14 protein-coding genes are annotated in these 12,587 nt (G+C 59.5%); 12 read left to right on the top strand and 2 right to left on the bottom strand.

All coding sequences use genetic code 11. From position 1 onward, the window contains the following. Positions 1-111: 111 nt before the first annotated feature. The 7 genes from KR51_RS01425 to KR51_RS01405 all read left to right on the top strand — a co-directional run bounded on the left by KR51_RS01425 (position 112) and on the right by KR51_RS01405 (position 6,560). Entirely contained in the window at positions 112-762 is a 651-nt protein-coding gene (locus KR51_RS01425) for a M23 family metallopeptidase (RefSeq protein ID WP_022604074.1), read from the top strand. A 68-nt stretch (positions 763-830) separates the two neighbouring features. Beyond that, a complete protein-coding gene (locus tag KR51_RS01420) occupies positions 831-3,233 on the top strand; it encodes an NB-ARC domain-containing protein (protein WP_022604073.1) in 2,403 nt (800 codons plus the stop codon). A gap of 47 nt (positions 3,234-3,280) precedes the next feature. Continuing rightward, entirely contained in the window at positions 3,281-3,616 is a 336-nt protein-coding gene (locus KR51_RS21135) for a 2'-5' RNA ligase family protein (protein ID WP_084202361.1), read from the top strand. Between the two features lie 79 nt (positions 3,617-3,695). Then, positions 3,696-3,872: a hypothetical protein gene (locus tag KR51_RS18585; protein WP_156914911.1), complete on the top strand. Its 177-nt coding sequence runs from the start codon at positions 3,696-3,698 to the stop codon at positions 3,870-3,872. A gap of 75 nt (positions 3,873-3,947) precedes the next feature. Then, complete coding sequence (locus KR51_RS21400) at positions 3,948-4,346, top strand: IS1/IS1595 family N-terminal zinc-binding domain-containing protein (RefSeq protein ID WP_156914910.1); 399 nt, start codon at positions 3,948-3,950, stop codon at positions 4,344-4,346. Positions 4,347-4,468: 122 nt separating this feature from the next. Further along, complete coding sequence (locus tag KR51_RS01410) at positions 4,469-5,365, top strand: succinate--CoA ligase subunit alpha (RefSeq protein ID WP_269634865.1); 897 nt, start codon at positions 4,469-4,471, stop codon at positions 5,363-5,365. 52 nt (positions 5,366-5,417) lie between these two features. Continuing rightward, positions 5,418-6,560: a DUF58 domain-containing protein gene (locus KR51_RS01405; RefSeq protein ID WP_022604071.1), complete on the top strand. Its 1,143-nt coding sequence runs from the start codon at positions 5,418-5,420 to the stop codon at positions 6,558-6,560. Between the two features lie 55 nt (positions 6,561-6,615). Here the strand turns inward: KR51_RS01405 and KR51_RS01400 are convergent, their stop codons facing one another. Beyond that, on the bottom strand, positions 6,616-7,131 hold the full coding sequence (locus KR51_RS01400; RefSeq protein WP_022604070.1) for a tol-pal system YbgF family protein: 516 nt from the start codon (positions 7,129-7,131) through the stop codon (positions 6,616-6,618). A gap of 96 nt (positions 7,132-7,227) precedes the next feature. Here KR51_RS01400 and KR51_RS01395 point away from each other — a divergent pair, with 96 nt between their 5' ends. Then, the gene (locus tag KR51_RS01395; protein ID WP_022604069.1) at positions 7,228-7,662 is read left to right on the top strand and encodes a hypothetical protein; all 435 of its coding nucleotides are present in this window, start codon (positions 7,228-7,230) and stop codon (positions 7,660-7,662) included. A gap of 481 nt (positions 7,663-8,143) precedes the next feature. Here the strand turns inward: KR51_RS01395 and clpS are convergent, their stop codons facing one another. Then, positions 8,144-8,449, bottom strand: a complete 306-nt coding sequence (gene clpS / locus KR51_RS01390; RefSeq protein WP_022604067.1) for an ATP-dependent Clp protease adapter ClpS — start codon at positions 8,447-8,449, stop codon at positions 8,144-8,146. A 192-nt stretch (positions 8,450-8,641) separates the two neighbouring features. On the opposite strand from clpS, the gene KR51_RS01385 reads away from it, so the two are divergent. The 4 genes from KR51_RS01385 (at position 8,642) to KR51_RS01365 (ending at position 12,511) form a co-directional block, all read left to right on the top strand. After that, positions 8,642-9,538, top strand: a complete 897-nt coding sequence (locus KR51_RS01385) for an alpha/beta fold hydrolase (protein ID WP_198016651.1) — start codon at positions 8,642-8,644, stop codon at positions 9,536-9,538. Between the two features lie 523 nt (positions 9,539-10,061). Next, positions 10,062-11,057: an aldo/keto reductase gene (locus tag KR51_RS01380; protein WP_051358009.1), complete on the top strand. Its 996-nt coding sequence runs from the start codon at positions 10,062-10,064 to the stop codon at positions 11,055-11,057. Between the two features lie 202 nt (positions 11,058-11,259). Further along, positions 11,260-11,583, top strand: coding sequence for a hypothetical protein (locus KR51_RS01370; RefSeq protein WP_022604060.1), 324 nt, complete (start codon positions 11,260-11,262; stop codon positions 11,581-11,583). Positions 11,584-11,797: 214 nt separating this feature from the next. Further along, complete coding sequence (locus KR51_RS01365) at positions 11,798-12,511, top strand: GUN4 domain-containing protein (protein ID WP_022604058.1); 714 nt, start codon at positions 11,798-11,800, stop codon at positions 12,509-12,511. The last annotated feature ends 76 nt before the right edge of the window (positions 12,512-12,587 follow it).

Below are 12,587 nucleotides of genomic sequence, written 5' to 3'. Positions count from 1 at the left end.
CATTTGTTTGGACTTGCGCGCAATCGCCCTGTAGGGTTTGGGAACTGCAAACTACTAGAACGCCTCGGGGCATACTGATGGCGTACGTCTTGAGGGGCGTGAGGAGTTTTCATGGGCGATCGCGACAGCACGGCCGGCTGCACCCGCTGCTGGCTCGGTCCGATTCGATCGGCGGCGTGGTTGAGCTGGTTAGCACTGGGTGCGCTCGGGCTCGCCGGGTCGGCCGCAACGGTCGAGCTGTATCGAGTTCGGGCTGCAGTAGCGGTGACGGATACGGCGAACGGAGGCTGGCTACAGGCATCGTTTCCCGTGGAAAATTTTCAGCGCTACACGTCACCGTTCGGGAATCGCGTCAATCCGGTCACCGGGCGCTGGCAATTTCACAACGGTCTCGACATCGCCGCTCCCATGGGCAGTTACATTCGCAATTGGTGGGCGGGAAAGGTCGTGGAACTCTCGGACCATACTGCCTGCGGCACGATGGTTGTCGTGCAGTCCGGGCAGTGGCAGCACATTTACTGCCACATGCAGGGGTCGGTGCAGCGCACGCCCAACGGTCCGGTGTTGCTCGATCCAGCAGGCGGCATCCAAATCCACATCGGCCAGCACGTGCCCACGTCTGCACGCATCGGACGCGTCGGGACTAGCGGGCGCTCGACGGGACCGCACTTACATTGGGGATTGAAGTACGCCGATCGCTATATCAATCCAGCAGACGTCCTGCGCGAGATGCGCCGCCAGCACTCGCTTGCCGCCCGTTGAGGTCGCGCTCGTCTTGCAGTCGTCGCTCGGTCGCAAAGACAATCGCGTTGAGGGAACGACGAGCGCCCATGGATGCAGAAGCTGCGTTAACTCTGACGGAAGCACTCTACCGCCAACAGGTAGGGCGGGCCCTCAGCGACCTGCAGCGCACGATCGTCCGGCAGGTCTGGCAGCAGCAGCGCTATCTCGACATTGCCGACAGCTACGGCTGCACGGAAGGTCATGTTAAAGACACGGCTGCAGATCTCTGGCGACAGCTCTCGCAGGTGCTGGGCGATCGCGTGACTAAGAGTAATTTCCGCGCTGCCCTCCAGCGATCGCGGGCATCCGTTCCGACAGCGGTTCCGATCTCGCCCGCTCCGCTCGGAGCCGACCTCGCGTCCGACCCTGCAGCAAATGTTTTCGGGCAGGCATCTGTCGGGCAGGCATTTGTCGGGCGGGGCGGAGCGATCGCGCATCTAGATGCGCTCTGCCGGCAATCCAAACTCGTCGTCATCCACGGCAAAGGCGGTGTCGGCAAAACCACGCTGGCGCGGCATTATTTGCGATCGCGTCAAGCGGCCGGAGAGATCGCGGGCGTGTTGGAGTTGCTAGTAGCCAAGGAAACGGCGAACGCGGTCGCGGCCGAAAGTATCGTGGCGGAATGGCTGCAGCGCGACTTTCACGAAGAGCCCGGCGGCGAGTTCGGGATCGCCCTCGGGCGGCTGCGACGGCAGGTACAAACGCGACGTATCGGCATCCTGATCGACAACCTCGAACCGGTACTCGACCGCTACGGGCGCTTCATCGCTCCGCACCGGGCCTATGGCGAGCTGTTGCGGGTGTTGGCCGAGGCGACAACGCGATCGCTGACGGTGTTGACCAGTCGCGATCGCCTCTGCGAGCCGAATCTCGACGTTGCACACCTCCGCCTGCCGGGGCTGGATCGCGCGGCGTGGCAGCAGTTTTTTCAGTTGAATGTCGTGACGGCCTGCGACGCCACGCTTGCTGAAACTCACGCAACCTACGGCGGCAATGCCAAAGCCATGGGCATTCTCAGCGGCACTGCCCGGGAAGATTTTGGCGGCGACCTCGATGCGTACTGGCAGGCGATCGGCGGCGACCCGCTGGGCGAAACCAGTCTCAAGAACTTGATCGCCAGTCAATGCGATCGCCTCAAGTCATTAGATGCGGAGGCTTATCGCTTGCTGTATCGCCTCGGCGCGCTTCGCTTTCAGGATGTACCCGCCGTGCCGGTAGCAGCGCTCCTGGCATTGTTGTGGGATGTACCGCCCCACCTGCGACGGGGCGCGATTGCCGCGCTCTGCAACCGCTCCTTAGTAGAGTTCGCTTGCGGCGATTACTGGTTGCACCCGTCGATGCGAGCCGAAGCCCTGTTCCGCCTGCGGGCCAGCGACGATTGGGAGCCGACCCAGCGTCACCTTGCCGCTTACTGGAGCGATCGCGTAGTGCAGATCGCCTCGGTGGAAGACGCCATCGCCGCCTGGGAAGCCACCTACCACTACCGCGCGATCGACGATTGGGAAGCCGTCGCCCGCACGATTCTTACCAGCCGCGTCAACCGCTGGCAGCAGCACTTGCCGCTGGGCAGCACGCTCTACCGCATGGGCTTGCTGCAACCGGTGCTCGACGCCCTCGAAATCGGGCTCGATCGCGTCCGCTCCCCGCGCTATCGCGCCGAACTGCACGACCTCCTCGGCGACCTGTATTGGATTTCAGGGCACGTCCGCACTGCAATCGCCGCTCAAGAAACCGCGATCGCGATCGCATACCGAAGCATAGCCGCCCTCGACCCCGACGATCGCTTGGAGCGCTACCGCCTGGAATCCCTCGAACTCGACTCGCACCTTAGCGTCGGGCTCTACTGCATCGACTTGTGGGAGCTGGAGCGTGCCCAAGCCTGCTTCGCGCGAGTATTAGCGCTGGCATCGGAGCGCGAGCGCCAGCGTTGGGTCGAGAAAGCTACAATCTGCCTCGCTCTCGTCGAATCCTATGCGGGGGTTGCCACGGCGCGCGATCGCGCCGATGCCGGCTACAACGAACTCGGCAATCGCTCTGAGGAGGGGACGGGTCGCGCGGCCTACTTTATGCAGCTACTCGGTCAAAGCTATGCCAACCTCGGCGTTGTCACTCGTGCAACCGAGCTGCTCCAGCGCGCGAACTCCGCCGCTGAGACCGGACATTTCCCGCAAATTCAAGCCCGCGCCCTCACTGGTTTGGCCGTTATCGAACGCGATCGCGGCAACCGCAACGCGGCTATTCCCCTCCACCGAAAGGCGATCGCGCTCCTCGAGGCGATCGGGGCTAAATGCGACCTTGCCGAAGCTCATTTTCAGCTTGGCTTGACCACCGGCGAGAGCCCCAGCAGCGAGCGCGCCCTACAGTACTTCCGCGAACTGGGCGCGCCCCGACAGATCGAGCGCGTGCAGGACGCGATCGCTCGAGCGGGTGACAACCGACGGGAGCAATAGCACATCGTCAGACACAGCTGCTCGTGCGATGCTGCCGGTAAGGCTAAATCATCCTGATTTGCCATGTCCCGACAACAGCCGCCCCAACGCCGTTTCTTCATCGCACTACTGCCGCCGGAATCCATTCAAGGGGAAGTGACTCCCTTCAAGTTGGAGAGGCGCGATCGCTTCAACAGCCGAGCAGCGTTGCATCTCCGCTCCACATTACCCTGCAGGCTCCGTTCCAGTGGCCCGAATCCGAGCTGCCGCACTTGCACGCCACACTCTCGGATTTTGCCAGTCGCTGCGAGCCATTTGAAGTGGCGTTGTTTGGTTTCAATGACTTTGCACCGCGCGTTATCTATGTCGACGTGCGACCTTCCCTTGCGATAATCCAGCGGTAATCCGACCTCAGCCGCCACCTTGCGCGGGAACTATTCGGTAGACGAACCGCGTGCAACCGACCGGGCATTCAACCCCCACATGACCGTTGGACTTCGCGACCTCTCGCGCCAAAACTTCAAGCCTGCCCGGGCCGAGTTTCGCGATTCCCCCTACCAACGCAGTTTCAACTCGGATCGGGTCACTCTCCCGATCCATGACGGCAACCAATGGCAAGTCGACAGTCACCACCCTTGGCAGCGACTCGAGGCGACCTGAACATTCCGCACGTTCCCCAGCAAATCAAGCAAACGTGAGCGCCATAACCGACTGCAGCTGCATCCGGTCGCTAAGATGGGGAGACTTATCACCTGCCAGAGTCATATACGTCAATTGGTGGCTCTGCACGGTGATGGGGGTAAATCTATAACGAGCCGGGACATGCCGAAGTGCCCTGAGTGCGGAAGCGAAGAATACATCAAATATGGACGCACTCGTTATGGCAAGCAACGATATAAATGTAAAACTTGTCGCCGTCAGTACATCGAGGGCTCGGGATATCGAAACATTGCTCTAACCGACACGGAGTTGGTCGACAAGCTACTTTTAGAGAGTCTTTCCTTGACAGGTATCGCTCGGGCCACTGGCATCCCAGAGCGCCATCTTCAGAGCTATGTGACTCGCAAGCTGGAGTCCGTCACTCGGGAGGTAGAATTGATGCCAAAAAAGCGAGTGAGACTGACCCTAGGATAGTTCTGCACGGGGACGGTGGCGCAGGTGCAGAACCCGCACTTAGCTATACTCCTAACCCAGATGGAGTACCGCACTTCAGGGCTACCTACGTCAGTCAGTACGGATCGCATCTCAAAGTCTTGGTGCAGGGCATAGACCGACCTCTCGGAGCGCATGCTGCCGCCCAGATGCGCGCTTACGGAACCCAGGTCGTGGCAGGCGTCCGCTCTGGCTGGGGAGGTGCGGACGGCTCGACCACCCCGACGTTCGATCTCGTCGAGCAGGCCGTCGCCCATGCAGGCGATATCGACTTATCACTGATTTTTGTCGAGCCTTACCGGGTTTTGGATGCGGGTTTAGAGGCGATCGCGTCGGGCATTCACCAACTCGCAATCGCGACCTGCGGCGTGCCGCCCCTCGATATCGTGCGCCTTTTGCGCCAGGCTGAAGGGACGAATACAACGGTCTTTGGTCCCGGCAGCGCGGGTATCCTTGTCCCCGGCAAAGTGCTGCTCGGCATCCACGAACCCCAATTTTTCCAGCCCGGTTCCCTCGGCATCCTGAGCTGCAGTGATGCTCTCACTGCTGGCGTCGCCCAGCTACTCGGACGCGCCGGGTACGGTCAGTCGATCGTTGTCAGCCTCGGTAGCGAGGCCATCGCCGGTACCAGTTACGAACCCTGGCTCGAGGTTCTCGAACGCGATCCCAACACGGAGGCGATCCTGCTCGTCGGTCAAGCTGGGAGCGGCGACGAGGTGGCTGCAGCCGATTTCATTGCCTCCGATGTGGGCAAACCCGTTTTTGCCTACCTCGCGGGTCTTAGTTTGCCCCCCACCCGCCATAACCGCGCCACCCCTCATCTGACGCGCTCTGGCGCAGACGACAGCTCCACTGCCAACAAGCTCGCTGCCTTGTCGCGGGCGGGCGTGCATTGCGCGCCGAATATGGATCGCCTGCCGGAAATCGTCCGCAATATTCTCTCGCAATCCCCGATCCAGCCGGCCATCCCATGTGACGAGGCTGCCCTCAGCAGCGATTAGCGCCGGGCGCGCTCGGCGGCACCGCGTCTGTTCTCCTTCTCGGTATTTGCCCGTGACTGCTTTTCGCAACTGGCTCGAATCGCGCTACTGCTGCCCGGCCTATGGCGCTCTGGTGCTAGCAGGCATCGCGCTGTGTTTCTTCGGTGCTGCCATAAACACAATGGTGGGGTGGCTCTACGCCATCAGCGGCACGCTGCTGGCGCTGCTGGCGATTGCTTTTTGGCTGCCGCCTCGCACTCTGCGCGCATTGAATGTCCGACGCGCGCCGCTGGTGCCGGTGACGGCCGGTGACTTGTTAAGTGTCGAGCTTACGGTCGAGAATGCAAGCACTAGCCCCGTATCGCTCCTCACGATCGGCGACGGAATTCCCTCGGTTCTGGGCGCGCCACCGGTGCAGGCGATCGACACGATTGCGCCCGGCCGAAACTATGTTTGGCGCTACGACTGTCCGGCCCCGCGTCGCGGGATCTATCGCTGGCATGAGGTTCGCATGCGGACGGCCGCTCCCCTCGGACTGTTCTGGTGCCGCCGCGATCGCGACGCGCCCGCCAAAGCTATCGTATATCCGCAAATCTTGCCGCTAAAGAACTGCCCGCTGCTCGATCTAGCAGGTGCCGACGACAACACTAATTTCGAGCGCGAACGTCGCTATTACGCAGCGGTCTCGGGATTGACACGCGGCGTGCGTCCCTACCGCCACGGCGACCCCCCACGCTCGATCCACTGGCGGTCGAGTGCCCGCTTCGGAGAGTTGCGCGTCCGCGAGCTGGAACTGGCAACAAGCGGCGCTACTGTCACGATCGCCCTCGACTCTGCTGCCACCTGGGAAGCTGACGCTTTCGAGCGTGCGGCGATTGCCGCTGCATCGCTTTACACCTATGCTCAACGCCACCAGCTCGGCGTGCAGTTGTGGACTGCCGGCACCGGAATGATTGGCAGCAACACGGGCGTTATGGAAGTGCTAGCTGCGGTTACGCCCCAGGAAGCCGGTGCCGCGCGACCGCAGAGCGAACCGACAATTTGGCTGACGCCGCACCCAACCGATCTCGACGGGCTAGCGCCCGGCAGCCACTGGCTGCTGTTTCTGGCTGCCGGGCGGGCGATCGCGCCGGTGACATCGCGCGTGCCGGGGTTAGTCGTGACGGCAGAGGAGCGTCTCGAGCTACAACTCCAGCGTTCTCCCGACCGGCGCTGAAAAAACAGTCCCGGAATCAGTATCGAGGTTACCGACCGTGCGGATTCATTCACTTTTATCCCAACCAAACAATACCTGCCGTCACCAGCAGCAATCCAGCTAGCGCGATCCAGACAAACGGGCTGTCTTGGGTTCGGACCTGGCTCGAATCGATCTCCGGTTCGGGAACGACGGATTTCTCTCGACCGGATCCACTGCCGTGCCACGTTCGCCGGTCCTCGGGACCGCTCTCGGAGAGCGTGCCGAGATCGGGGATTTGTGTCATCCACGCCTGCGGGCGCTTGAGTTGCGGAGCTTGCAAAATAGCCAATAAATTGCGGCTTTGCGAGCGGATCTCCGAATGGGGATGGTTTAGGAGTTGCTGGCAGAGCGCGATCGCTTCGGCCGTGCTTCCGCTAGCCTGATAAGCCGTAACCAGCCAAAGTTGCGAATCGCCATATCGGCGTGTGAAGGGGTCGACGAGCTGACTGGCAGCTTTGAAGGCCTCAATACTCTCGCGGTAGCGCCCGCGCTCGAAATATTGCTTGCCCAGGCGAAATGCATCTTGGAAGGAACTGTGACGATCGCTCACTTGCAGAAAACTGAAAACACTTTTACATAAATGTCCTAAACATCGCAGCTGGAGGCCAACTCACAATAGATTTAGATGGCAGCGGAGGTTCCGGTAATGTCCGAGGATGGATCGCGATCGTGCTGGGTCTTAAGATTGGCTACGGGCGTACTCCTGGCAGGGGTTCTACTCGCCCCCACTGCCGCCCGAGCGCAGGTCGATTTTCGGGTGCAGACCGGGCACAGGAGCCGAGACTACGATCGCGGTTACCGCTACAACCGCCCGCGCCGAGCCTACGAATCGCGAGGGCGCTTGACGGTTGAAACTCCAACGATAACTGTTGAACTGGGCGGTGGCGAGCTGCGCCGGCAGCGCGGACGCAGCTACACCCCCTACCGCTCAACCTATCACTACGACTATCACTCGGACGATTGCTATTTCCAGCACCAATATGATTGTTGCCACCAGCGCCACTATTACCGGCCCCGTCCGTCCAGACGTTACTCGGGTCGCACCTATCGCTACCGGATCCCGGTACGGCAACGATACTAATCGCGACTAATCGCGTAAATTGCCGCGCTTGAGCCACCACCGGATGCGCTCCCGCAACTTGTTGAGGCTAGCAGCCCTCTGAGTTTTCAACCCTGAGGGGGTGAATTAATCGATTCAAGGATAGGCAGCGTGGAGCTTCCAGCGACTAACCTCAGAAAATAGGGAGCGCACTTGTTGACAACGCTCCCGGCGAAAAACCCTGACCTCTATCTATCTCGACTAACTGTAAAGCTCCTTCCAACACCAATCTTGCTCCTCCTGCAACCTGGGGACGCACGGCTCAAATCCCTGCAGTCCCCAACCCTCAAAACCATCGCTTCCACCCTGCCGTTGCCGATTTGCACTGAAGGCACACGCTGAAAATTACAACGCGGCTTGCTGCCCCCTTGCTGGCAGCCTCGAAATCTATGGCTCCAAATTATCCGGCTTCGGTGGCAATTGATTTATGCCCTCGTTCCCTGGCGATCGCAGCCGTCAGACTTTAATCGTCCGGCTCGATCGTGCTCGCCAAGCCTTTATTTTGAAGGGTTTCGCAATAAAACTCTGCATGTTCGAGCGCACAGGTAATAACCAGTGCAACGCCCGTATTGTGCGCTTCCATCATGATGCTGACCGCCTGCGGCTGCGTGAGTCCGGGAACGGTCTGTATCAGTACTTGCACGACGTACTCCATCGGGTTGAAATCGTCGTTATGCAGCAACACCCGGTAGCGAGGAGCGGGCTTGCGGACAGTATCGCTCCGTTCGACGACACCAATGGAAGGCTTTGTCAAAATCTCGGCAGGCACGCTCGATCTCCTGTGCAATCGGCTCGAATTCAGACCGGCAACGTGGTTGCACCGATCACAATATAATTCCCTCATCTTATACCGATGTCACATTTCGCAACATGCACGTCCGATCGCCACAGATCCCAGGCGCGATCGCCGAAAGCCTTTGCCAAGCCATATGATGAAGATAATTAACATTTCTTAATGGTCATGGTACAAACCGTCATCCCTGCCGCCGTTCCGGGTATCTACTGGCAGTGGCAGGGACACTCGATCTACTACGTGCGTGCGGGGTCGAGCGATCGCCCGCCGTTGGTGTTGGTTCACGGGTTCGGAGCATCCACGGACCACTGGCGCAAGAACGTCGCCGAGCTGCAAGCAGATTTCGAAGTGTGGGCGATCGACCTGTTGGGCTTTGGGCGATCGGCAAAACCCGATCTCGTCTACGACGGCGGCTTGTGGCGCGAGCAGTTACATGCGTTCCTTACAGAAGTGGTGCGGCGACCGGCTGTGCTGGCGGGCAATTCTCTAGGCGGTTACGCAGTTCTGGCAATGGCGGCCAAGCACCCCGAGTGGGCGAGCGGTTTGGTGTTGCTCAACAGTGCAGGTCCGTTCGGCGACAACTCAGAGACGACGATGCCGACGCGGAATAATCCACTCCAGGCGCTGTTCCGCGATGGGCTGAGATCGCTCCTCTTGCAACCCTGGGCGAGTTTTCTCCTGTTCCAGTACGTGCGGCAGCGCTGGGTGATTCGGCGGACTTTAGAGCAGGTGTATGTGGATCGCGGCGCCGTCACCCCGGAGTTGATCGAGGACATTTACCGCCCGTCGTGCGATCGCGGCGCGCCCCAGGTGTTCGCGGCAGTGTTCAAGACACCACAGGGGGACCCGCTGGACGTGTTGCTGCCGCAGGTACGCTGCCCGGTTCTGTTGCTTTGGGGCGAAGGCGATCCGTGGATGAGAGTGCGCGAGCGATCGCCGCGCTTCCGAGAGTTCCTGCCAGAAGCATCCGAAGTGTTCGTACCTGCTGGGCATTGTCCTCACGACGAAGCTCCCGAGCGAGTCAATGCCCACATCCGCGAGTGGGTGGTGGAGCTGCTGCAGTAAGTCAAGCGCGATAATGGAGTTGAAAGCCCACAAGTATTGTCTGGGCAAACGCTCAACTGGATTTGCATGCTACCGCCTGGTCGCCAGTCACAACGGTAGTCTTTAGTTAATAAGTGCAATCGATACTGGGGTTTCAAGATAGCTCACAGCCTTAGCCGGACTAATGGCGATGCTGAGGTAAACCTTGCCTTTCTTCGCAAGTGTATGTCACGAAACCACAAATTAATCCCATCCCCGCGTTCGCGCTCGAACTGATGTATTGGCTCTTTTCGAGCCAAACGCTTCATGCAAAGCCTCCACCTTATCAAGAGCCGCCAGCAATGGCATGTCCTTGCTGTTTGCTGCTGCTCGATAGTGGGATGGACGCACGAGCACACAAAGAAAAGCGGGTGCTGAAGTTACCCTCGATCGCTACCTTGCCCTATCGGCGGGGATTGCTTATGGCTCGACAGCCGTTTCGCGCTAAACTCTCGACCTGTATTGACTCGCTAATAAGATCGCAGCTCGTTCGCCAATGAAAGTAATGACTGCTGCAGACCGCATCGCGATCGCTCCCGCCCTCTCGCTCTCACCCATCGGGTGTGGTACCTGGGCGTGGGGCAACCGGTTGCTATGGGGATACGACACCAGCATGGACGCGCAGTTAGAGTCCACATTCCAAAGGTGCCTCGCTAAAGGCATTACGTGGTTCGATACGGGCGATTCTTACGGCACGGGTCGGTTGAACGGCCGCAGCGAGCAGCTTCTGGGGGAATTCGCAGGAGCTTATACCGGTCCCAACCTCGACGCGCTCTGCATCGCGACCAAGCTCGCGGTTTACCCATGGCGGCTGACGCGGCAATCGCTGGTTGCTGCCTGTATGAAGTCCTCTCGCCGCCTCGGCCGTCCCGTCGATCTCGCTCAGCTTCATTGGTCCCCGAAAAATTATCTGCCCTGGCAGGAAGGACCACTACTAGACGGTTTGGCTGAACTGTGGGACCGCGGGTTGGTAAAAGCGATCGGGCTATCGAATTACGGACCGATAGCATTGCGGCGCGTCCATAAGCGCTTTTCCGAGCAAGGTATTCCCCTGGCAACCCTGCAGGTACAGTATTCGTTGCTCGCAACCGCCACTGTGAGCGAACTCGACATCAAAGCTGTTTGTGACGAACTCGGTGTTCGATTGATTGCCTACAGCCCACTGACGCTCGGATTGCTGACCGGCAAGTACGACAGGACGAACTTGCCGGGTGGATTGCGCAGTTGGCTGTTTCGTCGGCTGTTGCCCGGCGCGAAACCGCTGCTAGACTGCCAGCGCGCGATCGCCAATGCCCGCGGCAAAACGATGGCACAAGTGGCGTTGAACTGGTGCGTGTGCAAGGGGACGATTCCCATTCCCGGTGCGAAGCACCCTGCACAAGCAACCGATAACCTAGGAGCGTTGGGCTGGTCGCTGGATGCAGGCGAGATTGAAGATCTAGATCGCGCTGCTGCTCGTGTCAAGCGACCGATGATGCAAAACATTTTCCAGACCCGCTAGCAAGCGAGCGTGGAAGTCCGACGCCGTGGCAATGCAGCGAGACTCTCGGACCGCACGATAGGAAAAGAGCACATTGGTGTGTAACAACAGTTTGCAAGGCGTTGAAAAATATTGCGATCGCGGGCCAGCAAGCGATCGCCGATTAACTTGGGGAGATAAACCGAAACCTTTAGAATCATATTCCGAAATATTGAGGTCAGACATGAGCAATCGACTGCTTGAGGAACGCTACCGATTCCGTTGCACCCTGACATTCGGCGACATCTACGGTCAGATCGTCGTGTGGCTGCTGGTGATTTTCGTAACCCTCGCGTCGGCAATGGCACTGTGGAGTAGTACGCGCGAAGTATACGCCTTAGCAACTGTCGGGCTAATTTTGGTAATTTCGCTGCCCTTCCTACTTTTTGCCTTCGTAACGACCCTGCTCAACCACATCGAACTCGCCCCTGTAGAAGCCAAGAGCACTACTAAAGCATCAACGTCCCTTCCAACTGCCGGTAAAGCCCCTGCCCCATCAGCTAGCTAAGCGCATCTGCCGTCTCGGAACTACCTTGAGGGGGACTGCGGTCGAGCTTGCCCTTCCCCCGGAAAGAGCCGTTGCGACAATTAAGCCCCCAGGCGTGCCGATATAGTTTAAATATGATTTACTGCCAGCCCCTCCCAAGCTGCAAGAGTTTTTCGGACTTTTGCACTTCGGCTGGCAGCCGTCTTAACGTTTGCTACTATCTCGCTGTCGCTCGATGAGCCAACACGACCTTGCCTCTGCTGCCGGCACCGATTCGGACACCGAGCTATCCGGTCTTCGCTGCCTCCTGTTTGATGCTGCTATCAAAGACCAACTGACTGCGATCGATCGCCTCGCTGCTTTGGGCGATCGCGGTATTGCTCTCTTGCAGGAGTTTTGCCTACACGACAACGGGCCAGGGGGCGGTAAAGCCCACCAAGTTTTGTGCGCTGTCGCCTCGCCAGCAATCCGGGCGTTTCTTTCTGAGAAGCTCCCTCAGGGCGTGGTTCCTCCTATCACCCAGGGCGCGATCGATTATCAGCCGGTGATCGATGCCCTGGTGGCACGCGATTATCAATACGCCGATCGCCTGACGCTGCAAGCCCTGTGCCAGTTGGTCGGACCCGATACGAGCAAGCGACAGTGGCTGTATTTCACCGAGGTCGAGAACCTGCCAGTAGCGGATTTACGGACGCTCGATCGCCTCTGGATTGCTTACTCGGAGGGTAAGTTTGGTTTCTCGGTACAGCAGCAATTGTGGTTGTCTGTCGGCCAGAACTTCGAGAAGCTCTGGCCGCGCATTGGTTGGAAGCAGGAAAATGTTTGGACGCGCTATCCCGACGAGTTTGTCTGGGATACTAGCGCTCCGCGCGGGCATTTGCCTTTATCGAACCAGCTCCGCGGCGTGCGTCCCTTCGCTGCCCTGATGGCGCATCCCGCCTGGGAATAATTCACTGCAAATAATCCAGCTGTAGCACGCGGATGCTTGGCGATTGCCGCCTCGATCGCGCGAAGATAGCTTAAGG

The organism is Rubidibacter lacunae KORDI 51-2 (assembly GCF_000473895.1).
Classification (GTDB): domain Bacteria; phylum Cyanobacteriota; class Cyanobacteriia; order Cyanobacteriales; family Rubidibacteraceae; genus Rubidibacter; species Rubidibacter lacunae.
Note: the sequence above shows the minus strand (reverse complement) of the source record. Positions and strands in the feature narration are given on the sequence as shown.

Coding starts and splice junctions, on each gene's coding strand:
- KR51_RS01395 (WP_022604069.1), top strand. CDS start 7,228: ATGTCCGAGGATGGATCGCGATCGTGCTGGGTCTTAAGATTGGCTACG.
- KR51_RS01425 (WP_022604074.1), top strand. CDS start 112: ATGGGCGATCGCGACAGCACGGCCGGCTGCACCCGCTGCTGGCTCGGT.
- KR51_RS18585 (WP_156914911.1), top strand. CDS start 3,696: ATGACCGTTGGACTTCGCGACCTCTCGCGCCAAAACTTCAAGCCTGCC.
- KR51_RS21400 (WP_156914910.1), top strand. CDS start 3,948: ATGGGGAGACTTATCACCTGCCAGAGTCATATACGTCAATTGGTGGCT.
- KR51_RS01365 (WP_022604058.1), top strand. CDS start 11,798: ATGAGCCAACACGACCTTGCCTCTGCTGCCGGCACCGATTCGGACACC.
- KR51_RS01380 (WP_051358009.1), top strand. CDS start 10,062: ATGACTGCTGCAGACCGCATCGCGATCGCTCCCGCCCTCTCGCTCTCA.
- KR51_RS01420 (WP_022604073.1), top strand. CDS start 831: ATGGATGCAGAAGCTGCGTTAACTCTGACGGAAGCACTCTACCGCCAA.
- KR51_RS01370 (WP_022604060.1), top strand. CDS start 11,260: ATGAGCAATCGACTGCTTGAGGAACGCTACCGATTCCGTTGCACCCTG.
- KR51_RS01385 (WP_198016651.1), top strand. CDS start 8,642: ATGGTACAAACCGTCATCCCTGCCGCCGTTCCGGGTATCTACTGGCAG.